Origin of the sequence: Pseudomonas entomophila (assembly GCF_029478665.1) — a bacterium.
GTDB classification, from domain to species: domain Bacteria; phylum Pseudomonadota; class Gammaproteobacteria; order Pseudomonadales; family Pseudomonadaceae; genus Aquipseudomonas; species Aquipseudomonas entomophila_F.
Genome location: NZ_JARPQB010000040.1, coordinates 67,684 through 89,070, shown reverse-complemented (window position 1 = coordinate 89,070; position 21,387 = coordinate 67,684). Strand labels below are relative to the sequence as shown.

General features: G+C 61.8%; 19 protein-coding genes and 1 pseudogene. 12 read left to right on the top strand and 8 right to left on the bottom strand.

Translation table 11 applies throughout. The annotated features are described in order from the left end of the window. Positions 1 to 572: 572 nt before the first annotated feature. A complete protein-coding gene (locus P5705_RS19365; protein WP_277462577.1) occupies positions 573 to 4,667 on the bottom strand; it encodes a DEAD/DEAH box helicase in 4,095 nt (1,364 codons plus the stop codon). A 583-nt stretch (positions 4,668 to 5,250) separates the two neighbouring features. Here P5705_RS19365 and P5705_RS19360 point away from each other — a divergent pair. From P5705_RS19360 to P5705_RS19350, 3 genes are read left to right on the top strand one after another with little or no spacing between them, the layout of a single operon-like run. Continuing rightward, complete coding sequence (locus P5705_RS19360) at positions 5,251 to 5,745, top strand: Hcp family type VI secretion system effector (protein ID WP_277462576.1); 495 nt, start codon at positions 5,251 to 5,253, stop codon at positions 5,743 to 5,745. Next, the gene (locus P5705_RS19355) at positions 5,732 to 6,445 is read left to right on the top strand and encodes a DUF4225 domain-containing protein (RefSeq protein WP_277462575.1); all 714 of its coding nucleotides are present in this window, start codon (positions 5,732 to 5,734) and stop codon (positions 6,443 to 6,445) included. The genes P5705_RS19360 and P5705_RS19355 overlap by 14 nt, the downstream gene beginning before the upstream one ends. After that, positions 6,442 to 6,729: a hypothetical protein gene (locus tag P5705_RS19350; RefSeq protein WP_277462574.1), complete on the top strand. Its 288-nt coding sequence runs from the start codon at positions 6,442 to 6,444 to the stop codon at positions 6,727 to 6,729. The genes P5705_RS19355 and P5705_RS19350 overlap by 4 nt, the downstream gene beginning before the upstream one ends. An 829-nt stretch (positions 6,730 to 7,558) precedes the next feature. Here the strand turns inward: P5705_RS19350 and P5705_RS19345 are convergent. Further along, a pseudogene (locus tag P5705_RS19345) lies at positions 7,559 to 7,717 on the bottom strand (carbohydrate kinase family protein); the annotation flags it as partial. 344 nt (positions 7,718 to 8,061) lie between these two features. On the opposite strand from P5705_RS19345, the gene P5705_RS19340 reads away from it, so the two are divergent. Then, positions 8,062 to 8,364 carry a DUF3077 domain-containing protein gene (locus P5705_RS19340; RefSeq protein ID WP_277462573.1) on the top strand — a complete coding sequence of 101 codons (303 nt, stop codon included), beginning with the start codon at positions 8,062 to 8,064 and terminating at the stop codon, positions 8,362 to 8,364. A 78-nt stretch (positions 8,365 to 8,442) separates the two neighbouring features. On the opposite strand, the gene P5705_RS19335 is transcribed toward P5705_RS19340, so the two are convergent. Continuing rightward, positions 8,443 to 9,168, bottom strand: a complete 726-nt coding sequence (locus tag P5705_RS19335) for a CPBP family intramembrane glutamic endopeptidase (protein WP_277462572.1) — start codon at positions 9,166 to 9,168, stop codon at positions 8,443 to 8,445. A gap of 191 nt (positions 9,169 to 9,359) precedes the next feature. Between P5705_RS19335 and P5705_RS19330 the strand changes: the two genes are divergently transcribed. From P5705_RS19330 to P5705_RS19315, 4 genes are all read left to right on the top strand, one after another. Continuing rightward, positions 9,360 to 9,845 carry an Hcp family type VI secretion system effector gene (locus tag P5705_RS19330; RefSeq protein WP_240063192.1) on the top strand — a complete coding sequence of 162 codons (486 nt, stop codon included), beginning with the start codon at positions 9,360 to 9,362 and terminating at the stop codon, positions 9,843 to 9,845. Further along, positions 9,842 to 10,555, top strand: coding sequence for a DUF4225 domain-containing protein (locus tag P5705_RS19325; RefSeq protein WP_277462571.1), 714 nt, complete (start codon positions 9,842 to 9,844; stop codon positions 10,553 to 10,555). Before P5705_RS19330 ends, P5705_RS19325 begins: the two co-directional genes overlap by 4 nt. Beyond that, positions 10,552 to 10,827 (top strand): hypothetical protein, encoded by a 276-nt coding sequence (locus P5705_RS19320; protein WP_277462570.1) that lies wholly within the window; start codon positions 10,552 to 10,554, stop codon positions 10,825 to 10,827. Before P5705_RS19325 ends, P5705_RS19320 begins: the two co-directional genes overlap by 4 nt. Positions 10,828 to 11,396: 569 nt before the next feature. Further along, on the top strand, positions 11,397 to 11,672 hold the full coding sequence (locus P5705_RS19315; protein WP_277462569.1) for a hypothetical protein: 276 nt from the start codon (positions 11,397 to 11,399) through the stop codon (positions 11,670 to 11,672). A 256-nt stretch (positions 11,673 to 11,928) separates the two neighbouring features. On the opposite strand, the gene P5705_RS19310 is transcribed toward P5705_RS19315, so the two are convergent. After that, on the bottom strand, positions 11,929 to 12,408 hold the full coding sequence (locus P5705_RS19310) for a GNAT family N-acetyltransferase (protein ID WP_277462568.1): 480 nt from the start codon (positions 12,406 to 12,408) through the stop codon (positions 11,929 to 11,931). Positions 12,409 to 12,536: 128 nt separating this feature from the next. Here P5705_RS19310 and P5705_RS19305 point away from each other — a divergent pair, with 128 nt between their 5' ends. The 4 genes from P5705_RS19305 to P5705_RS19290 all read left to right on the top strand — a co-directional run bounded on the left by P5705_RS19305 (position 12,537) and on the right by P5705_RS19290 (position 16,867). Next, positions 12,537 to 13,166, top strand: coding sequence for a LysE family translocator (locus P5705_RS19305; RefSeq protein ID WP_277462567.1), 630 nt, complete (start codon positions 12,537 to 12,539; stop codon positions 13,164 to 13,166). A gap of 17 nt (positions 13,167 to 13,183) precedes the next feature. Next, a complete protein-coding gene (locus tag P5705_RS19300; RefSeq protein WP_277462566.1) occupies positions 13,184 to 14,056 on the top strand; it encodes an alpha/beta fold hydrolase in 873 nt (290 codons plus the stop codon). A gap of 176 nt (positions 14,057 to 14,232) precedes the next feature. Then, positions 14,233 to 15,369, top strand: a complete 1,137-nt coding sequence (locus P5705_RS19295; protein ID WP_277462565.1) for an HlyD family secretion protein — start codon at positions 14,233 to 14,235, stop codon at positions 15,367 to 15,369. Beyond that, positions 15,359 to 16,867: an MDR family MFS transporter gene (locus P5705_RS19290; protein ID WP_277462564.1), complete on the top strand. Its 1,509-nt coding sequence runs from the start codon at positions 15,359 to 15,361 to the stop codon at positions 16,865 to 16,867. The genes P5705_RS19295 and P5705_RS19290 overlap by 11 nt, the downstream gene beginning before the upstream one ends. Before the next feature lie 40 nt (positions 16,868 to 16,907). Here P5705_RS19290 and P5705_RS19285 read toward each other — a convergent pair whose 3' ends face one another. From P5705_RS19285 to P5705_RS19270, 4 genes are all read right to left on the bottom strand, one after another. Further along, on the bottom strand, positions 16,908 to 17,516 hold the full coding sequence (locus tag P5705_RS19285; RefSeq protein ID WP_277462563.1) for a TetR/AcrR family transcriptional regulator: 609 nt from the start codon (positions 17,514 to 17,516) through the stop codon (positions 16,908 to 16,910). A 102-nt stretch (positions 17,517 to 17,618) separates the two neighbouring features. After that, positions 17,619 to 18,536, bottom strand: coding sequence for a pyridoxal-phosphate dependent enzyme (locus tag P5705_RS19280; RefSeq protein ID WP_277462562.1), 918 nt, complete (start codon positions 18,534 to 18,536; stop codon positions 17,619 to 17,621). 16 nt (positions 18,537 to 18,552) lie between these two features. Beyond that, positions 18,553 to 19,245, bottom strand: coding sequence for a helix-turn-helix transcriptional regulator (locus tag P5705_RS19275; protein WP_277462561.1), 693 nt, complete (start codon positions 19,243 to 19,245; stop codon positions 18,553 to 18,555). Between the two features lie 241 nt (positions 19,246 to 19,486). Next, complete coding sequence (locus P5705_RS19270; protein WP_277462560.1) at positions 19,487 to 21,190, bottom strand: amidase; 1,704 nt, start codon at positions 21,188 to 21,190, stop codon at positions 19,487 to 19,489. Between the last annotated feature and the right edge of the window lie 197 nt (positions 21,191 to 21,387).

The following is a 21,387-nucleotide window of genomic DNA, read 5'->3' as shown; positions in this document are numbered from 1 at the left end:
CGTCGGAAAGTTCGTATCGCTTGGGCATGGCAGAATCCTTCGCCTAAAAAGCGAGAACTCTACGGAAAATCAGGCTTCCAGAGGTTTCGGCGAGGTTTCAAAGGTTTTCATACAGAACCTAGTGTCCTGTCTCGGAAGTATGTTCTCCTTTGGCGATTGGCTTGGGTGCTCGGCCGAGGCGCCGCGACGAGCCATAGCGGGGCTATGGCGAGGAGTGGCAACGCTGGCCGGGCGTCCAAGACGCGAAACGCGAAGAGCATGCAGTGCGCCAGGTCATCTGGCAGGTCGCGGCCCGCCGAAGTAACTACTAGACACTGAGCAAGCGCAGGCACTGTATCTCGAGCGGCTCTGTAATTTTGTCGCCCATAGGCTACCAAACTGAGGTTTTCTGCAGGTTTTGTAGCCTTTGTGACTCAAAGTTGTCTGGATAAGGATGTTGTCGTGATGTGGCTCAAGGGCTGCGTGATTGATGCCATTTTCGGTGGCGATCTGGAGCGGCTTAGTCGCAGCCTTGCCAGCTTGCCTTCCCAACAATCCTGCGCACAGCCCATGCTTGCCCTACGCCCAACCGCTCACTGCAGCGAACCCGCAAGAAGCGCCAACAGAGCATCAGCATCCAGCTTGGCACTCACTTCACCGCCCTCCAGCAGGCTGTCGGCCAGGCCTCTTTTGCGCGCATGCAGGGCGACGATCTGCTCCTCGATGGTGTTCTCGGCTACCAGCCGGTAGATAGTCACCGGACGCTGCTGGCCGATGCGATAGGCACGGTCACTGGCCTGATCCTCCACCGCCGGGTTCCACCAGGGATCGAGGTGGATCACATAGTCGGCGGCGGTGAGGTTGAGGCCGCTGCCGCCAGCTTTCAGGCTGATGAGGAAGACTTCACCCGCGCCAGCCTGGAAGGCATTGACTCGGCTTTCCCGTTCCTTGGCGGGCACGCTGCCGTCGAGGTACTGGTAGGCGATGCCTTTTTCATCGAGCCAGGTACGGACGATACTCAGGTGGTCGACGTACTGGCTGAAGATCAAGGCCTTGTGGCCATTGTCCAAAAGCTCTTCGACGATGGCGGTGACAGCCTGGAACTTGCTGCCAGGCAGGGTCGAGCCCGGAGTTACCAGGGCCGGGTGGCAGCAGAACCGTCGCAGACGGGTGATCTCCGTCAGGATTTGGAATGATCTGCCTGCTCCGGGCTCCAGATCAGAGACATTGCTCACCGCTTGCTGGCGAAGGGCCTCATAGAGGTGAGCCTCTTCATCGGACAGCGGTACTTTGTAGGTAATCTCCGTACGTGCGGGTAATTCGTCGAGCACCTGGCTTTTCAGGCGGCGCAGGATAAAGGGCTGGATAAGCGCTTTCAGAGCCCGTCGGGCTGCTGCATCGCCCTGCTCGATGGGGGTAGCGAAGCGGCTGTTGAAGTGTTCCTGGCTGCCGAGCAGCCCTGGGTTGATGAATCGGAACAGGTTCCACAGCTCGCCCAAGTGGTTTTCCAGCGGGGTGCCAGTGGCGACCACGCGAAAATCGGACTGCAAGGCCATTACCGCTTGAGAGCGTTTGGTCTGGGCATTCTTGATAGCCTGGGCCTCGTCCAGCACAACGCTGTGCCAGTGGCGGGCGGCGAAGGCTGCGCTGTCCTGCTGCAGCAACCCATAGCTGGTGATCACCAGGTCGCCGGGGCCGAGATCTGCCAGACTGCGCGCTTGCTGATACAGATGCAGTTTCAGTTGTGGCGCGAAACGCCGGCTCTCAGCCTGCCAGTTGAGGGTTACCGACGTCGGTGCCACGACCAGTTGCGGGCCACCGGCGGCCCGCTGCAGCAGAACGGCCAGCAGCTGTACCGTCTTGCCCAGGCCCATGTCGTCGGCCAGGCAGGCACCGACACCCCATTGAGCCAGGCGTGCCAACCAGATGAAACCCTCATGCTGATAGGCGCGCAGGTCGGCCTGCAGGGTGCGAGGGAGCGGAGGCTGGTGGTCGCGCATCGACTGCAGTTTTTCGAGGTGCGCCTGCCAGTTTCTATCGGCCTTGAACTCGCTTACCTCGGCGGCCAGCCCAGCCAGCAACGGGGTCGTCAGCGGGCTGAGACGAAGGCCCTGGTCCGTGACCCGATCAGCCAGATACGCCAGTTCCTCCAGGTGTTTGCGCAAGCGCTTGTCAAGCGCAAGCCAGTCACGCTCGTCGAGCTTGAGGAAGCGTCCGGGGCTGGCCTTGAGCAGTTCCAGAAGCTGGCGCAGTTGCAGCACTTTGCCGTCATCGAGTGCGATTTCACCTTGCAGGATGAACCAGTCACCCTGTTTGCGCAGGCCCAGCTTGAGCGCGTCCAGGTTCAAGCGGCCCTTTATGCGCAGGCGTTCGCCCTCTGGCCAGACGCAGTGCAGCAACGTGCCGTCCAATGCATGCAGTTCGCCGAGTACCTGCAAGGCATCCTGAGGCTGGTCCAGTTGCCATTCCTGGCCATCGCTATTGGCGTTGGCCAGGCCGGGGCAGGCATGCAGCACCTGTTGCAGTGCCTGGCGTTCACCCGCCAGGTCGCGGCAGACCTGCAAGGGTTTGCCGTCGCGCTCGCCAAGCACGTTCTGTGCGCCCTGGCCCGGGCGAAACCAACTGCTCTCGGCCAATGGGCGCACCAGTAGTTGCAAGCGCAAACCCTCGGCAAGTGGCAGCAAATGCGCGTACAGGCGCGTATCGGCAGGTTCCTGTTCAAGGTGCACCGAGAGCTCGGGCAGGTCCGAATGGATGGGCAGCAGCGGTGCGATGGCGCTGACGGCTTCGATCAGTTGCGCCTTGCCCGATTGCGGTACGCGCAGGCCGTCGCCGATGATCTTGGCAATCTGGCGCAGATCGCTGTTGACCGGGTAGATCTGCAAGCGGGTAGGTGTCTGCTGATGAACGTAGAAGGTGTCGGCGGTGACAATGCCCTGCGGCTCGAGACGCAGATGGATCTGCCCGTCCTCAGCCTGAAGGTGCAGGCTGGCTTCGCCTGCCTGGAGATCTATGCGTGTGTCAGGGGCATCGTGCCTGAACAACGCCGGATGGCCGACCAACCTGGGCAGGGCCATGCCAAGCGGCAATTCGTACTCGGCGTGGGAATAGTAGGACTGGCTGACCTGGATCGCGCTGATCACCTGGCGGTCTTGCTCGCTGAGAAAGTCCAGGCTGTCGCCCTCGTCCATCAGGCGTTTGAGTGCCACGGGGCGGCCCTTGCTCCATTGTCCCTTGGCACCCAGTTTCTGCTCGCGCGGCTCAAGCTGGTTGCCGTAGCGATGAAGATTCAACAACCACGCCAGGCGGGTGCTCTTCTTGCCAACCGCGGCGACCGGTGCATTGGCCGGTTTTAGCTGACTCAGCGCGCTAAGTGCATGCTGCCAGGCTTCCTGGCGCTGAAGCAGCGCAGTCAATGGTTTGAAACCTGCATCGAGATGCAGATCGTGAAGCTGCCGGGGCACGCCGAACTGTATCGCGATCAGGGCGTCGAACTCTGCCGCCAGCCAGTTGTAACCCTGTTGATCGAGTTCGCCTCGGTAACCTTCCAGCTTCGCGCGCCAATCGGGCCCATGGGTGAGTGGGGCATCCAGCCAGTACAGTGCCAGGGAGAGCATCAGCCCATCCAGGCCATTGAGGGTGGTTGGCCGCAGGTAGGACAAGTCCGGCGTGTTGCCTTGCAAGCGCTCGAACACCTGATAGAGCGCCGGATAAGCGCTGCCGTAGTTTTCCTTTGTGCCCAGAACCAGTGCCTGCTTGAGCGCAGCGTAGTGCTGGCTGTCGTTCTCAGCGATCAGCGCCAGGCAGTACAGTGCATTGAGCAACGGTGGCAGGTCGATTTTGCGCTTTTTGGTCTGTTTGCGCTGATCGGTGAGCCAGGCCCGCAGCAATCGCAGGATCTCGTCGGGCTGGCCGCGCAGCATCGACTGCAGGCACTGTGTCGTCAGAGGCAGCTCTTGCTCACCATCGTGCTGCAGTGCCGCCCAGTCGCCACGCCAAAGCGCCTGTTGAATCAGTTGCAGGCGCAATGCGGGGCACGGCCTGAGTGCTATCTCCTGCTTGGCCAATGCATAGCTCTCGGCTACCGGCCCCAGCAGGTCGTTGTTCAGGCGCAGGTGATCCTCGATCAGCAGCCCACGTACCGTCTCGTCCAGTTGGCCGATCACTTCCCGCCCGGCCGGATCGCACTGCAGAAGGCGCATAGGGTGCTGGGCATGCCACTCGCTCACAGGGAGCACCTTGTACGACAGGTACAGCGACTCGGGCAGTCGCTGGCTGTCACCGCTCAGCAGGCGTAGCCAAAGTTCTTGCAGTACTCGGGGTCTGCCAGGCATTTGCCATTGCCCAAGTGCAGGCAAACTGGCGTTGATCTGATGTAAGCACAGGTTCCCCTCGGCTGTGCCCAGCAGGCTGAGGAGCACGCTGTTACGACACTGTGCCGCTACGCAAAAATACAGCCCTTCGTTGCGCTGCTCGACTTCGATCCAACCCTGGCTTTGCAGCCACTCCAGCAAGGCGGGCAGAGTCGTGGCGTCAAGCAGCCTGCCACCATCGTCACGGATCTCCATGGCCCGCAGCAGTTTGAGCAGCGAGGTCTTACCTTTGCCAGGAACCGAGGTTACCAGCGCATAGAGCACAGCCTTGCAATGATCAGGCAGCGAATGGGAGAAGAGGGGGAGGAGGGGCATCTTGGGTCTCTGTAGTGCGGTTGTGGCACGGGCGCCGTGGCTCAAGTCACTTGGTGATGCTCATGTCAGTGGCACGAACTCTGGTTCGCTGGCTCTTTTGGCTTAGGTCGGGTTCGGCCTTGGCAGCAACTTGGCTCCATGTCTACCTATTGCAGTACTTGATTCGAAATACAAAAAACGGTGAAAGAGGATAGCACCAGGCATCGCTTCAATGCGGGCGTTTGGAAGGTTACGGGGCTGGCGCCTGGCGTTCACCCCGATCGAACAGCAACTGCTGCAGTCGTCGGGTGTACTGCGGGCTTCGAGTCAAGGAGCTTTTGGGCCTTACAGTTGTGCCGCGAAGCGTAGGTTCAGGGAGTCTCGTGACTGAACACGCGTTCGCTGGCTGTCTTTCTACCTGCCTCGCGGGGCAAGCCCGCTGCCACGATGATTCTGGGGCTGCCGACAGCTCTTCGCGGAACGTGCCAGCAGCGGCCGAAATAAACAGAGCGTTCCGCGATCAGCGAATATTTGGGAAGCGTCTGGCATACAACGGGTTGTCGTTTTCGTAGGCTGCATCCCTTGTCTACAGGGAGAGCAGACCATGGCGTTCAACGGCTACATGAGTATCAAAGGCAATCGACAGGGGTTGATTTCGGCGGGGTGCAATACCCAGCCATCCATTGGCAACAAATGCCAGCTTGTGCACCAGGACGAAATAACGGTGCTGTCCTTCAATCACACGATTGCCACCCCTGATACCAACCAACGTGCAGTGCATCAGCCCGTGGTGATCACCAAGCACATCGACAAGGCTACACCCTTGCTGGCCCAGGCCGTGGACAGCCGAGAAGTGGTCGACTGCGATATCCAGTTGTACCGCATTCATTCGGCGGGCCATCGGGAAAAGTACTTCTCCGTAAGGCTGGAGGGCGCGGTGGTCGTCAGCCAGGAGTTGGACGTGCCCCACACAGTGCTCTTAACCGACCAGGACGCGGAGGAGCGGTTGCTTATCAGCTATCGGGCCATCAGCTGGATTCATCACGCTGCCGGTACCACCGGGTACGCCACCTGGGGGAGCAGCTATGAGCCAGCGTGACGAATTTGGTGAGCGGCTGGATGAGGCTTATTGGGAGGTGAATGCGGCGGCGTCTCGGTTGATCAGTTATGGCTGTGGGGTGAGTGCCAAACACCTGAGCGATCGGCGGTTGCGGATGCAGTTCAATCGGGAACTGGCTTATTACGCGCGGCGGGTGATGGATGATGTGTACGATCGTAAATCCAGTGCTGGGGATGCGCTTATTGAGCTGAGGAATGAGAGGGACAGGCTGAAAGCTCAGTCTAGGCGTATCGGTTTGCAGGCGGTGGGTGTCGTTGGTGGAACAGGCCAGGTGATTACCGGTGCCGGTATTTGTTATGGGTCGCTTGGGTTGCTATGTGCAACTTTGGGGTCGCCAATGATTGCACATGGAGGAAACAATATATATGAGAATGCTAGGGGGTTGTATGAAGGTCGCGATGATGTCGAAGGGCCGGTGAAAAAAGGCTACCGTGAAATCTCGAAAAGTTTGGGGTATACCGAGCGTGAAGGTACGTTAGCCTACTTGGCCACCGATGCGGCGCTGTCGCTGGGGGCGTTGCTTCGTCCTGTTTTAAAAGCGGATGCATGGAGGCTCTACAAGTACTATTCCGTTGATAAAGAGATGGCGGTGAAGCAGATGAGTAGATCTGCAGTTTTTCTGGAGGGGCTTACAAGTGGTGCGACTACATACCAGTTTAATGAAGAGATCAAGAGGTGAGTATATTTGAGTTTTTGCTGGTGATTCTGGTGGATGTGCCGGTGACGTTATTGCTTCGGCGATATTTGTTTTCTGAAACGAGTGGTGTGTTTCGGGAGGTGCTAGCCCTTTTGTATGGATTTGTAATGGGAGTGTTTTATGTGCTGCTTTTAAAGGATGACAAGACGTTTTTCGTGGTGATTGATTATGGAGATGATTTTTATCGGGATCTCATAGTGCTGAATGCTGGTACGCTGATCATGATGTTTTTTCATGCATGGTCTATTTCTGTCCGCCACAAGTGATTCGGCCCTGTCAATGAATTTTGCTATGGCGGCGGGGGCGACGGGCTCTGTAGCAGATTTGGGCTTTCACCTCGCGAGGTGTTCACCCTTTGCTTTGCCAAGCTCGTGCTCCGCTGGAGGGTACTGGCAACGCTCATGACTATTTTTAGTATTGTGATGATGGCTATTTATCTGAAGCTGTTTGGCGGTTCGGGTTTGATCAACTACTTGTTTGACTACGGTGATGGGCTCGAGAGGGAACTGAATGTCGTGGTGACTATAAGTATTGCCATGATTTTGTTTCACGCTTGGTTTGTATAGGCTTTCTCAGGTAGGCTCTAAAACCAGTCAATGCCCGAGGGTGTAGAGCGTCATGAGCGTTCATGCATCAGGAGGCGTTCAGTTGTTTTGGCTAAATTGGAAACTGACATGAAATGTGTGATTGCTTTGACGTTGGTACTTGCAGGTTGCGGCGGCGCGCTAAGCTTTTATCAATACAACCACGAACGACAGTTTAATTGTGACATGGACCCGAACCTGCAGATGTGCGCCAGCCCAAGGGATATCAGTGGCCATGCCGAGAAGCAGCAACAGGCCGCGTCAGGGGCGCGTCAATAGAACTTGGAGGGGTAGAAGGCTCCAGTTGCGAATCGACGGCGTAGTCGGGGCTAGGTACCGCGTCGGCTGCATCGCGGGTGAACCCGCCCCTACAGGGACCGCGCCAACCGAGGGGGCTGTGTTTTCAGGGGTTCGATGGACGTTCGCGTTCAAAGGGCAAATCGGGGCCTACCCGTGAGCAGGTAGGCGAGCGCGGCCGCTTGGAAGGTGTCACCTGCGGCCACGGTGTCGTGCGGGTAGCGAGGTGCGCGCTGGACAACCCGCCAAACAACGCCGACTTCACGCCCAGCCGTCGCAAGCCGACGGCCATGTTGAACGGCGACCCACCGGCAATCGCGATAAACCCCAGCTCGCTGCTGCGGGTGCCTTCGGTTTGTTGGAGGCATACCATTCTGTAGGAGCCGGCTTTGCCGGCGAACGCCGCGCAGCTGCCCCCACTGACAAAAAGACCTTGTTGCCTAGGGCTTCTGCCGGCAATAACGCTCGCCAAATCTGTAGGTCCTACAGCCATTCTTCCGATGTTCGTGTAGTCCTTTTCCTAAAGGAGCGTTTTTCCCTGTTCGGCCGTTGTCGCGAGGGGATACGCGCTTTAGTCTCGCCCTGCCCGCCGTGTTTCACCGTCCGGGGGCGGCCGGGCTTCTGGGCAGAACGCCGCGCAAGGATCGCGCGGTCTGGTCCGGGGGCCCTGGAGGGTGAAACGCGGCGGGCTCTTTCTTTTTCTTGGGGGGTGAGGTCATGGACAAGGACGAGCAAGCGAAAGGCACTGGGGATCCGAAAATCATCAGCCTGGTCGAGCGCACCAAGCGGCGTTCGGTACGCGACTGGGTGCAGGCGATCCCGGGGTTGCCGACGGAGGATGTGCTGCAGGAAACATCCATCATCCTGGGCTGCATTACCGGGCTGACGTACCAGGCATTGAGCAAACCCAAAGAGGCGCAGACGCTGATGCGCGCCACGTACTACCTCAGCGGCATGGCCAAGGCGATGATCGATGGGCAGTTGCCGGGCAACCAGGCTGGCAAGGGTGACCGCGAGTGATGGCGCCAAACCCGCAGTAAAAACAGGTTACACGCAAGCCGCTTCCGCTAGGTTCGGAAGCGGCTTTTTCATGCGTGCTCAGCGGGTCGCCTGGAACAGGGCATGGCAGGCAAGGGCGGTCACTGCGGCGCTGGCATGGACCAGCATCGGCACCAGCAGGCCGCCACTGGCGATGCGGGCGACAGCCAGAATGACGCCAACGGCGAACATCAGCACCAGGGTGATCAGGTTCTGGTACTGGCTGTGGATGGCGGCGAACAGCAGTGCGCTCCCCAGGATGGCGGTGTACTTGAGGAGCTGGCCGCGCTCCCAGGGCAGCAGGCGCATGAGGAAGTGGCGGAACAGCAGCTCTTCGGTCAGCGGCGGGAACAGCGCCACGCTCAGGCTGAGCAGGATGATCTGGCGGTTATCCAGGCCGTCGAAGAACGTCACCATGAATGGCTCTTCCGGTATGTCGAAGGCCTTCATGCTGGCGATGCACAGGGCGTAGGCGGCAACGATGGCCAGGACGCCATTGAGCAACGGGCGTCTGAAGCTATGGCCTGCGAAGGTGCGCACGATGCCTTGCTTGCGGTTTTGCAGGCAGAACAGCAGGAGCAGGGCGATGCCGGCATAGCCGATGCCCAGCATTAGGGTCTGGTTGTCGAGGGTGAAGGTTGCACTTTGTAGCGCGGCCTGGACCCCCGCCAGCATGTTCCCTAGCACGTAAAGCGCGATGGCCAGCAGCAGCAGGCCGATACGTTTGAAAAGGTGGTAGTCGGGTTGGGAGGCGAGTGCAGGATGGGGCGTGGCGGCAGCGTGCACGGAACGGTCCTTGTAGAAGGTTGGCCGCGCATGATGATGGGCTGGGGGCGGGAGATCAACGTGCGCCGTGGTGGATGCAACCTGGGATAAACATCCTGTGTAGAAACGGGTCGGCAATTTCAGACGTAGCTGGCATACACGGCGGTGTCGAGCCCGTAGCCTGCATGCTTGGTCAACAAGGAGTCGACCCCATGGCTTATTACGGCTACATGCGCATCACCGGCAAGCTTCAAGGCCTGATTTCGGCAGGCTGCGGTTCCCAGGCGTCCATCGGTAACAAGTGCCAGGCGGGGCACGGCGACGAGATCATGGTGCTCTCGTTCAATCACAGCCTCTCCAACCCCATCAATGCCATACGCACTACCCACCATCCGGTAATGGTCACCAAACTCGTCGACAAGGCCTCGCCCCTGCTTGGCCAGGCGGTGGATGGTCGGGAGGTGGTCGACTGCGATATCCACTTCTATCGCACGCACCCGGCAGGGCACCGGGAAAAGTACTTCTCCGTCAGGCTCGAGGACGCGTTGATCGTGGCTCAGGACATCGACGTACCCCATGCGGTGCTCATGACTGATCAGGAAACCGAAGAGCGGCTGTACATCCGCTATCGCACCATCAGCTGGATTCATCACGCGGCCGGTACCAGTGGGCACGCCTCGTGGGGGGAGCAGTCATGAAGCAGAAGGATGAATTTGACCTGCGGCTGGATGAAGCGTTCTGGGAGGTCAATGCAACGGCCTCTCGATTGATTAGTTATGGCTGTGGTGTCAGCGCTCGGCATTTGCAGGACCGGCGGTTGCGGATGCAGTTCAATCGAGAACTGGCTTATTACGCAAGGCGGGTGGTGGAAGATGTTTATGAGCGAAGAATCAGTCCGGATGAAGGACTTGGACTGATCAAGCGTGAAAAAGAAAGTCTGTACGCTCAGTCATCCCGGATTTTGAATCAGCTAGGTGGTATGGCGGGAGGTGCCTCGCAAGTCGTGACAGGTGTGGGGAGTTGCCTTGGGTCTTATGGTGTTGGTTGTGTAGCGCGTGGAGGACCGATTTTCGCACACGGGGTAAATAATTTTTATGAGAATGCCAAAGGGTTATATGAAGGGCGAACGGATGTTGTAGGCCCTGTCAGAAAACGCTATCAAGATGCCGCCAAGCGTTTGGGGTATGAGGAACGCGAGGGAAATATCGCCTATTATTCTGCAGATTTGTACCTTTCTGGGAGAGCGCTTAGGCGGATGGTCCCAAGGCGAGATGCATGGCGACTGTTTCGGTACATGGATAGCGACAAAGAACGAGCTTTCAGACAAATGAGTAAAGCTGGGTTAACCCTTGAAGTGGCAACGTCCTCGATAACAATAAAAGATTTAATTAATGAGATTTTGAAGTGAGCGTGTGGGGGCTGATATTGCTCACGCTGGGGGATATTGCTCTCACATTGGCGCTAAGCAGATTCGTATTTAGGGATCTTGTTGCCGGTTGGCAGTTTTGGGGTGCTTTGCTATATGCGGCATTCGTGGGCGGGTCCTATTATGAGTTGATCGGCGGGCAAGGCTTCGTTCCTTTTGCCCTAGAGGAGTTTTCACTGTTCGAATATGTCGTTCTTGTGATCTTCAGCTTGTTGATGACGGCCTTTCATTTCTGGGCGTTAAAAATATGGTAGGGGTATTACCGAATACGTGTGCTGCATGGCACCGGCTATGCCGGTGATCGCGGGGTAAGCCCGCTTCTACAGGGTGGTGGAGGCCATGAAGGCTGTTCAGTCTCTGTAAGAGATCGCACAGCTTTTCGGGCTGTGTTGCCACGTGGAGAACAGAGTCCTCTGTAGGAGCTTCTATTGTTTGGGGTAAAGCTATTTTGCCCTTTTGCGGATGTATTCGCCTTGGGTCTAATTTGAGGGCCCTGAGAACGGAAATACTGGGTGCCAGCTTTATGATGAGTATAAAGATTGACATGGTTTAGCTTGCTGGGATTTGTCTTTTTTGATGTTGGCATCTCCCGTTTCTTGTGGCGGCGCTCTCTAAGTAGCAGAGTGGTTGGAGTCTCGTCTAACCTTTATGGGGTGACAATGAGCGCAATTTATGTGGGGATTTTTGGTGGGAAGGGAGTGGTGGTATTTTCATTTGATTATGGGGCAGGCTTTGTGTGGAATTTCTATACGGTGATGGCGGTATGTGTGGGGATGATTATTTTTCATGTGTTCCATGTTAGGTGAGTGGGGTGTGACATTAGTTGAACATTCTGCAGTTGGTGCTGGTTGCGCTATTTGATATTGCTGTCACACTCGCATTGACTAAATTCGTATTTAGAGGTTTGGTTGCAGGTTGGCAGCGCTGGGGGTCTGTAATTTATGCGGTAACGCTGGGCGGATTTTATTTCGAATTGATAAGTGGTCATGGCTTTGTCGTGTTTTCATTGGATAACCTGACGTTGGTTGAATATGTGTCTCTTGTTGTTTTTAGTTTGGGGATGATGGCGTTTCATTTCGCAGTGCTAAAAATATGGTAGAGGTATTCTCGAATATATATTTCGCATGGCACCGGCTACGCCGGTGATCGCGGGGCAAGCCCGCTCCTACAGGGTGGTGCAGGCCGGGAAGGCTGCGTTGTCACGTGGAGAACAGAGCCCTCTGTAGGAGCGGCTTTAGCCGCGATGCAGGCAACGCGGTGTCAGGCACCCGCCTTGCGGGTGATCGCGGCTAAAGCCGCTCCTACAGAAATCTTGAAAAATCAGATGGATACGATTATTTCGCGACCCGCATGCATCACCCTTCGGCAAACTGTCGCAACCGCTCGCCATCCAACCGGTAGCGCACCCACTCATCCTGCGGCTGCGCGCCCAGCGACTGGTAGAAACCGATCGCGGGTTCGTTCCAGTCCAGCACGCTCCATTCCAGGCGCCCGCAGTTGTTCGCCAGCGCTTCACGGGCAATGTGCCGCAACAGCTTGCGCCCGGCACCGTCACCGCGTTGCTCGGGCGTCACGTAGAGGTCTTCCAGGTAGATGCCATTGCGCCCCAGCCAGGTGGAATAGCTGTAGAAGTACACGGCAAAGCCAATCGCCTGGCCGTCGCGCTCGCACATCAGGCTGCGCACGGTGCTGCCTTCGTCGAACAGGCTGTGCTCGATGTCGGCGAGGGTGGCCACCACTTCGTGGCGGGCGCGTTCGTAGTCGGCCAGTTCGGTGATGAAGGCAAGAATCTGCTGGGCGTCGCCGCGCACCGCAGGGCGGATGGTCAGGCTCATGGCATGGCTTCCTTGTGAAAGACTACGGACCGTATCAGTAAGGTGTATCTGTGCAATTTTCACAAACTGTACCGGTCGATTGCCGCCGGGCTCCGTTAGTGTGACCACACGATAACCAGAAAACGGAAATGCCCGCCATGCTTGCCTCTCTCGACCTGCTCAGCGCCTTCGTGCTGTTTGCTTTCGTCTCGTCCATCACCCCCGGCCCGAACAACACCATGTTGCTGGCCTCGGGGGTGAATTTCGGGGTGCGTCGCACCATCCCCCATGCCTTGGGGATCAGCGTCGGGTTCATGGTGCTGGTGCTGGCGGTGGGCCTGGGGCTGGGCGAGGTGTTCAAGGCCTGGCCGCCGCTGTACAGCATCCTGCGCTATGCGGGCGCCGCGTACCTGTTGTACCTGGCCTGGAAGATCGCCACTTCCGGGCCGATGTCCGGTGACATGGCCAGTGGCCGCAAACCGCTGGGTTTCTGGGGCGCGGCGGCGTTCCAGTGGGTCAACCCCAAGGCCTGGGTGATGGCGGTGGGCGCAATCACCACCTACACACCGGCCCAGGGCTATGTATTCAACGTCATCGTCATCGCTGCGGTGTTCGCCCTGGTGAACCTGCCCAGCGTGGGGATCTGGGTGATGTTCGGCAGTGCGCTGCGCAACCTGTTGCGCAACCCGCGCGCGGTGGTGCTGTTCAATGTCCTGATGGCCGTGCTGCTGGTGATTTCACTGTATCCGCTGCTGTTTGTAGAATCGGCGTTTTCCTGAAGCAATGAGTGCAGTCGATGGAGTTGATTCCCTGGTCCCATGAATGCGCCGAAGGCTTCACCCTGCGCGGTTGGCGCACACCGCCCAGTGGCCGGCCGCTATTGCACTTCCTGCATGGCAATGGTTTCTGCAGCCTGGCCTACCAGCCGCTGCTGCTGCGCCTGGGCGAGCATTTCGACCTGTGGCTGAGTGATGTCCAGGGCCATGGCGACAGCGACCATGGTGGCGTGTTCCGCGGCTGGAACCGCACGGCGGCGCTGGCGGTGGAGGCGTTCGCAACCGAGCGTGGCGAGTATGGCGAGGTGCCGCGGTTTGCCGTGGGCCACAGTTTTGGTGGGGTGCTCACCGGGCTGATCCTGGCGGCCGAGCCTGGGCTGTTCCAGCGCGCGGTATTGCTCGACCCGGTGCTGTTCAGCCGCGGCATGATCGGCATGATGGGGGCGGCGGCGATGGTCGGCCTGCACCGTCGCCACACCCTGGCGCGCAAGGCCGCGACCCGGCGCAGCCACTGGCCTGACCGCGAGGCGGCGCTGGCGTCGTTGCAGGGCCGGGGGATCTTCAAGGGTTGGAATGACGCTGCCTTGCAGGCCTATGTGGAGCATGCCATCGGTGAATGCGGCGAAGGCGTGGTGCTCAAGTGCCGGCCCAGCCGCGAAGTGGAGATCTTCAGCTCGTTCCCCGAGCGCATGTGGCAGAGCCTGACGCGTATCCAGACCCCGACACGGATTCTCTATGGTGAACACACCTATCCCTTCGTGCCGCACTCGGTACGGCGGTTGGCCAGCCTCAATGCCCAGGTGACCGCGCAGCAGGTGGCGGGCGGGCATTGCTTCATGCAGGAGGATCCGGCCGCCGCGGCGGAGCACGTAGTGGCATTCCTGCAGGAGTAATCCTCTGAATTCAGCGCTGTACCTGTAGGAGCCGGCTTTGCCGGCGAATGGGGCCGGCGCGGTCAGCCCCTTCGATCAGGTTGTTGTCCATTTCACGACGATTGCCTGCCAATTCACGCGCGAACGACAGGCGCAGATTCCTTACGCTGGCGCTCCCCCAATGGAAGGAGCCCAGCATGAACCAGGCGGTCAGCCCAGACCCACAGCCTACCCTCGAACAATCCCGTGCCCGGCGCCGACAGCGCTGGCTGCGCTTCGGCCTGGCCGGCGTGGTCGGCCTGTCGCTGCTGGCCTACGGCGGTTACTGGTGGCTGGACGGGCGTTTCCTGGAGCAGACCGACGACGCCTATGTGCGTGCCGACTGGGCGCCGATCAGCGCACGGGTCAGCGGCTATGTGGCCGAGGTGGCGGTGGCCGACAACGCCCCGGTCAAGGCCGGCGACCTGCTGGTGCGTCTGGATGCACGCGACTTTCTTGATCGCCTGCGCAAGGCCGAGGCGCGCCTGGCGGTGAGCGAGGCGGCCGTGCAGGTGCAGCGCATGCGCTTGCGCACCTTCGCCGCCGAACAGGACGAACAGGTCCAGGCCATCGCCCGCGCCGAAGCCGAGCGCGGCGGCAGCCGGGGCGAGGCGCAGCGCGCCGAGGCGGATTGGCAACGCTACCAGCGCCTGGCCGAATGGCAGGCCGCCAGCGTGCAGCGCACGGAGCAGGCCCGCGCCACAAGCATCCAGGCCCACGCCCTGCAACGCGCCGCCGATGCCGAGCTTGCCCGCCAGCAGGCGCGCAAGGCGGTGCTGGCCCAGCAGGGGCGGCAACTGGAGGCCGAGCTGGCGCAGCGCCAGGCCGACCTCGACCAGGCCCGCGCCGAAGCCGCGCTGGCCCGCAGTGCCCTGGCCGATACCGAGATCCGCGCACCGTTCGATGGCGTGGTGGGGCAGCGCAAGGTGCGCCAGCAGCAGTACGTCACGCCCGGCCTGCCGCTGCTGGCGGTGGTGCCGGTGGCGCAGGCCTACGTGGTCGCCAACTTCAAGGAAACCCAACTGGCCCACCTGCGCCCGGGGCAGCCGGTCACGCTCGAGGTGGACACGTTCGGCCAGCACTGGCGGGGCACGGTCGACAGCCTGTCGCCGGGCTCCGGCGCGGTGTTCGCCTTGCTGCCGCCGGACAACGCCACCGGCAACTTCACCAAGATCGTCCAGCGCTTCCCGGTGCGTATCCACCTCGACCCAGCCGCCGACGACGCGCCCGGGTTGCTGCCTGGCATGTCGGTGATCGCCACCGTGGATACACGGCAGGCACGTCATGAGCGCTGAGCAGAACGTCAGCGCGCGCGCCTGGGTGGCGGTGATCGGTGGCTTGTTCGGCTGCTTCATGGCGGGCATGAACGTACATGTCACCAGCGCCGCCTTGCCCGAGATCGAGGGCGCGCTGGGCGCGAGCTTCGAGGAGGGCTCGTGGATCTCCACCGCCTACCTGGTGGCCGAGATCAGCATGATTCCGTTGACCGCCTGGCTGGTGCGGGTGTTTTCGTTGCGCCGGGTGATGCTGGTGGGCTCGGCGATCTTCCTGGTCAGTTCGGTGAGTTGCGCGCTGGCCCCCAGCCTGGAAGCAATGATCGCGTTGCGGGTGATCCAGGGGGCGTCCGGCGCGGTGCTGATTCCGCTGTCGATGCAACTGATCATCACCGAGCTGCCGGCCAGCCGCATCCCGCTGGGGATGGCGCTGTTCAGCCTGGCCAACAGCGTGGCCCAGGCCGCCGGCCCGTCGATCGGTGGCTGGCTGACCGACATGTATTCCTGGCGCTGGATCTTCCTCCTGCAGTTGCCACCCGGTATGGCGCTGCTGGCGGCGGTGGCCTGGTCGATCAAGGGCCAGGCCGGCGACCGCAGTGCCCTGCGCCAGGCCGACTGGCTGGGCATCGTGGCCATGGCGCTGGGCCTGGGGGCGTTGCAGGTGGTGCTGGAGGAGGGCGGGCGCAAGGACTGGTTCGATTCGCGTTTCATCGTCACCTTCAGCATCGTCGCGGTGGTCGCCCTGGCCTTGTTCATCCAGCGTCAGCTGTGGGGGGCACGGCCGTTCATCAACCTGCGCCTGTTGGCTAGCTACAACTTCGGCGTTTCCAGCCTGGCCATGGCAGTGTTTGGCGCGGCGACCTTCGGCCTGGTGTTCCTGGTGCCCAACTACCTGTCGCTGGTGCAGGGCTACAGCGCCAGCGAGATCGGCAAGAGCCTGATCGCCTATGGCCTGGTCCAGCTGTTGCTGGCGCCCTTGCTGCCGCGGCTGATGCGCTGGCTCAACGCCAAGCTGCTGGTGGCCAGCGGCTTCGCGATCATGGCCCTGGGCTGTTGGCTGGGCGCGCAACTGACGGTGGATTCGGGCAGCAATGTGATCATCCCCTCGACCGTGGTGCGTGGCATCGGCCAGCCGTTGATCATGGTGGCGTTGTCGGTGCTGGCGGTGAAAGGGCTGGACAAGGCGCAGGCGGGCTCCGCTTCGGCGCTGATCTCCATGTTGCGCAACCTGGGCGGCGCGCTGGGTACGGCGCTGCTGACGCAACTGGTGTCGCAACGCGAGCGCTTTCATTCGGTGCGGGTGGGGGAGGGGCTGACAGCGTTCGATGCCGCGCTGCAGGCGCGTTTGCCGGGGGGCATGGTCGACCCGCAGTCGCCCGAGGTGATGCAGACCCTGGTGCTGATCGACCGCAGCGTGCGCGAGCAGGCCTACCTGATGGCCTACTCGGATGCCTTCTACCTCTCGTGCGTGGCGCTGCTGGGGTGCGCGTTGGCGGCGTTGCTGCTGCGTAGCCGCTGATCACCTGATTTTTTGCCCAGCGGGGCTTATCGCTATCTATTTAGCGATATAGCGATGACGGGTGCCGGTCGGGTTGCAGGCCACGCAGTAGCATGGCGGTCATCGAGCGTGTGGCGGCGGGCGTCGGCCTGTGCCCACCGCCAGCGAATGCCCCGAAGCGAAAGGCCGCCAGGGGCGCGGACCAGAGGAACAACAGCAGGTGCTCGGGCGCGGCGCGGGCGATCAGGCCGCGATCCATCCACGTGCTCAGGCAGGCCAGGCTTTGCCGGGCACTGTGGCGCATGTCTTCGGTGCGCTGGCTCGGCAGGTGATGGGCGCCATGCAGCAGTTCACGCAGCCACACCCGCGCGGCATGCGGGTGGCGCCGGGCGACCGCGGCCTTGGCCTTGAGGTAGCGGGGCAGCGCCTGCTCGGGGCTGGCGTCGGGGGCCAGGGTCTGGGAGGCGCGCAGCAGCGGTTCCATGACCGTGTCCAGGACGGCGGCATACAGCGTGTGCTTGGTGCGGAAGTAGTAGAACACGTTGGCCCGGGGCAGGCCGGCGCGGGTGGCAATGTCGTCGACGCGGGAGGCATTGAAACCGTGGAGGGCGAACTCTTCGCTGGCGGCGTCGAGGATCAGTTGCAGGTTGCGGTCGCGGATACTGGGCATGGCAGGGACTTCTGAATCGCTATGTTCAAAAGTATATAGCGATACGCGATGGCCCTGCACCCCTCGAATTCAAGCCGGGCCTTCTGCCCGGCTCGAACGCGCTCAGCTCGCCTGGTCGAGCCAGGTGCGGATCTGCTCCAGGGTGGCTGTGGCACCGCCGCAGACGATCACCAGCACATTGCCTTGCGCAGGCAGCGCCTCGGGATGGTTCAGCAAGGCCAGCGCCGCGCCGCATGCAGGCTCGACCAGCAGCCGGTGGTCGAACAGCAACCGTTCGCAGGCCTCGAGTGCCTCGCGGTCCGTGACCAGGTGGCTGTGCAGCGGGTGGGTGAGTGCGTAGGTCATTGCCTGCTCAGCCACGCGCTTGGCGCCCAAAGAGGTGGCTACCGAGGTGATGGCCGGCAGTTCCACGGTATGCCCGGCGGCGATGGCCGCGTGTAGCGAGGCGGCGCCTGCGGTTTCCACGGCGAGCACCGGCACATCCTGCCAGCCGTTGCGCTCAAGGCCCTCGACCACACCGCAGAGCAACCCGCCACCGCCGACCGAGAGCACCACCGCGTCAGGCTTGAAGCCTGCCGCCGCCACTTCGTCGATCATGCTGGCATGGCCTTGCCACAGCAGCGGGTCGTCGAAGGGATGGATGAAGGCGTCGCCTGGGCCGAGCAGCGTCTGCGCATGGGCGTTGGCTTCCTGCCATGAACCGCCCTGGACCACCACCGTGGCGTCTTCGAGGCGCAACAGCGCCTTGGCGCGCTCGGTGGTGGTCTCGGGCACCACCACGGTGACCGGCACGCCCAGCTTGCGCCCGGCGTAGGCCACCGCCAGCCCGGCGTTGCCACCGGACGAGGAGACGAAATGGCGGGCGCCCCGGGCATGGTGCGTTTCGCAGGCATGGCCGACGCCGCGCAGCTTGAACGAACCGCACGGCTGCAGGGCTTCGAGCTTGAGCCAGACCGGGCGGCCGGCGGCCAGCGACAGTGGGCGGGACTCGATCAACGGGGTGGCGATATGCAAGGGCATGGGGGGCTCCGTGGCGTCAGTCGCGGGCGGCCGGGGCGGGTTCGCCGCGCAGCTGCTCCAGATAGTTGTAGATGGTGTAGCGGGTCACGCCGAGGGCTTCGGCGGCCTTCTCCACGCCACCCTTGACGATGAACAGGCCACGCTCCTGCATCACGCGCACCGCCTCGACCTTGGCCTGCTTGTTCATCCGGCCTTGGGTGCTGCGCTGCAACGAGGCCTGGATGATCTCGGCCATCAGCACGCTCATGTCGGCGGGTTCGCCGGCGGTGGCTGGCGCAGGCGTGGCACCGAGGGGCTGGAAGTGCTGGAGGAAGGCCATGGCCGCGTCGAGGCCGGTGACATCGGTGTTCACGCACAGGCTGGCGAAGGGGTGGCCGTGGCGGTCGCGGAAGATCGCCGTGGCGCTGCGCAAGGTGCGGCCCTTCAAGGTGGTGGGGTAGTCGGGCAGCACCACCGGTTCACTGCCTTGCTGGTCGGCGGAGGCCTGCATCAAGGCCTTGAAACCCTGGTCCTGCTCGGGGGCGGCGAGGATCGGGCTGCCGACCTGGCGCCCGGAAAGGTGGCCGTTGACGATGGCCACCACGGAGCGTTCCGGGTGGTCGAGGTCGTGCAGGAGGATTTCCAGGTTGCGCGGGGCGACGCTGCCCAGGGCCTGGAGCGTGGCCTTGAGGACGGTGAGGGTGAGTTGGCGTTCTTGGGTGGGGGTCATGGCATCATGCAAGTATCAACATAAAGTTGATATTTGCATAATTTGTTGAATTTTACCAGCTTGCTCGGAAACCCATTGACCACGCCAGCCTCAAGCCTAGCGCGATCCTTGTAGGAGCGGCCTTGTGCCGCGAAAGGGCTGCGTAGCAGCCCCCAGAATCAGTGTTCAAGCGAAGATCGCCGGGGCCGCTTTGCGGCCCTTTCGCGGCACAAGGCCGCTCCTACAGGGTTTGGCCTGTGAATCAACCCAGCTTCGGTGTGCGCGGCGGGATCATGCGCCGGGAGCCGGTCGACTCGAAGGCAGCGGCGAATTTCAACAGATTGTTGTCGCTGTACGCACGGCCGGCGAAGGTCAGGCCCATTGGCATGCCGATATCGGCCATCACGCCCATGGGCACGGTCACGGTCGGCACGCCCAGGTGACGGATCGCCAGGTTGCCGTTGGCCACCCAGATACCGTTGCTCCAGGCGATGTCCGCCGATTCGGGGTTGACGTCGGCGTCGGCCGGGCCCACGTCAGCCACGGTCGGGAACAGCACCGCGTCCAGGCCCTTTTCGTCCATCCAGTCTTCCAGGTCTTGCTTGCGGGTCTGTTCCAGGCCGCGCAGGCCATCGGGCACGGTGGCGATCTGGTCCCAGGCCTTGAGCCCGCGCTTGGCCATGTTGACGTACTCGTCCATGCCGGCGGCCAGGTCGTCCTCACGGTTGGGCAGGGTGCCCGGGTCGTGGGGGAAGATCTGCGGGCCGTCGACATCGGCCAGGCGGTTGAGCTTGGGGTCGTCGTTGGCGCGCAGGAAGTCGTCGAAGGCCCAGCCGGACAGCTCCCACAGCTCGTCATGCAGGAATGCCTTGCTGACGATGCCGCGGTTGTACACCGTCGGCGCGCCGGGGCGATCGCCCTCGCAGTTGGAAACCAGCGGGAAGTCGGTCTCGACCACTTCGGCGCCGGCCGCTTCCAGGGCCTGGCGCGCCTGTTGCCACAGGTCGATCACGCTGGCGCGGGTGTGGATGCGCTGGCCGGTCGGGCCGCCGATGCCAGGCTTTTCGGAAGTACCGGCTTCGGCGTCGGCGTTGATATACATGCGTGGCACGCCGAAACGCTTGCCCTTGAGCGAGTCGGCGTTCGCCGCCAAGTCCAGGTACGAAGCCGGGCGCACGCTGGAGGCGGCCGGGATCGGCACCCATTGTTGCAGGCGCCACAGGTCGCCGCGCGTGTCGGCGTCGTCGGCCACCACCACGTCGAGAATTTCCAGCAGGTCGGCCATGGTCCGCGCGTAGGGCACGACCACGTCCATGGTCGGGGTCAGCGGCCAGTTGCCGCGCACCGAGATCACCCCGCGCGACGGGGTGTAGGCGCACAGGCCATTGTTCGAGGCCGGGCCACGGCCACTGGACCAGGTTTCCTCGGCCAGGCCGAAGGCGCTGTAGCTGGCGGCGGTGGCGGTACCGGCGCCGTTGGAGGAGCCGGAGGCGAACGGCGCGGTCAGGTAGTTGGCGTTGTACGGGCTCTCGGCGCGGCCATAGACGCCGCGCTGCATGCCGCCGTTGGCCATGGGCGGCATGTTGGTCTTGCCCAGGCAGATGGCGCCGCCGGCGCGCAGGCGCTCGACGGTGAAGGCGTCGCGCTGGGCGACCAGGTCCTTGAACGCCGGGCTGCCGGAGGCGGCGGTCAGGCCCTTGACCAGGTAGCTGTCCTTGGCGGTGTAGGGGATGCCGTCCAGCGGGCCGAGGGTCTGGCCCTGGGCGCGACGGGTATCGGAGGCCTGGGCCTCGTTGAGTGCTTCAGGGTTGCGCACCACCACGGCGTTGAGGGCGGTGGCGGTGTCGGCTCCATCGTAGGCGTCGATGCGCGCCAGGTAGGCCTTCACCAGCTCGACCGCAGTGGTGCGGCCAGACGCGAGCGCGTCGCGCAGCTCGGCAATGGAAACCTCGGTTACCTCGATCATGCTGTCACCAGTTGTGCAGGTGGAAATCATGGCGGCGAGTGTAGCAAGAAGGTCTCGTCGGGCGCAGGCATGCAGCGGGGAAATGGTTCGTTGCAGCATGGCATTCAGGCCGCGCTGCACATTCCTTGTAGGAGCGGCCTTCAGCCGCGAAAGGGCTGCGCAGCGGCCCCAGGGTTTCAGCATTTACATAGATCGCC

What these genes read in the sequence shown, in the direction of transcription:
- P5705_RS19365 (WP_277462577.1), bottom strand. Translation starts at nt 4,667, where the DNA reads ATGCCCCTCCTCCCCCTCTTCTCCCATTCGCTGCCTGATCATTGCAAG.
- P5705_RS19360 (WP_277462576.1), top strand. Translation starts at nt 5,251, where the DNA reads ATGGCGTTCAACGGCTACATGAGTATCAAAGGCAATCGACAGGGGTTG.
- P5705_RS19355 (WP_277462575.1), top strand. Translation starts at nt 5,732, where the DNA reads ATGAGCCAGCGTGACGAATTTGGTGAGCGGCTGGATGAGGCTTATTGG.
- P5705_RS19340 (WP_277462573.1), top strand. Translation starts at nt 8,062, where the DNA reads ATGGACAAGGACGAGCAAGCGAAAGGCACTGGGGATCCGAAAATCATC.
- P5705_RS19330 (WP_240063192.1), top strand. Translation starts at nt 9,360, where the DNA reads ATGGCTTATTACGGCTACATGCGCATCACCGGCAAGCTTCAAGGCCTG.
- P5705_RS19325 (WP_277462571.1), top strand. Translation starts at nt 9,842, where the DNA reads ATGAAGCAGAAGGATGAATTTGACCTGCGGCTGGATGAAGCGTTCTGG.
- P5705_RS19310 (WP_277462568.1), bottom strand. Translation starts at nt 12,408, where the DNA reads ATGAGCCTGACCATCCGCCCTGCGGTGCGCGGCGACGCCCAGCAGATT.
- P5705_RS19305 (WP_277462567.1), top strand. Translation starts at nt 12,537, where the DNA reads ATGCCCGCCATGCTTGCCTCTCTCGACCTGCTCAGCGCCTTCGTGCTG.
- P5705_RS19300 (WP_277462566.1), top strand. Translation starts at nt 13,184, where the DNA reads ATGGAGTTGATTCCCTGGTCCCATGAATGCGCCGAAGGCTTCACCCTG.
- P5705_RS19295 (WP_277462565.1), top strand. Translation starts at nt 14,233, where the DNA reads ATGAACCAGGCGGTCAGCCCAGACCCACAGCCTACCCTCGAACAATCC.
- P5705_RS19290 (WP_277462564.1), top strand. Translation starts at nt 15,359, where the DNA reads ATGAGCGCTGAGCAGAACGTCAGCGCGCGCGCCTGGGTGGCGGTGATC.
- P5705_RS19285 (WP_277462563.1), bottom strand. Translation starts at nt 17,516, where the DNA reads ATGCCCAGTATCCGCGACCGCAACCTGCAACTGATCCTCGACGCCGCC.
- P5705_RS19280 (WP_277462562.1), bottom strand. Translation starts at nt 18,536, where the DNA reads ATGCCCTTGCATATCGCCACCCCGTTGATCGAGTCCCGCCCACTGTCG.
- P5705_RS19275 (WP_277462561.1), bottom strand. Translation starts at nt 19,245, where the DNA reads ATGACCCCCACCCAAGAACGCCAACTCACCCTCACCGTCCTCAAGGCC.
- P5705_RS19270 (WP_277462560.1), bottom strand. Translation starts at nt 21,190, where the DNA reads ATGATCGAGGTAACCGAGGTTTCCATTGCCGAGCTGCGCGACGCGCTC.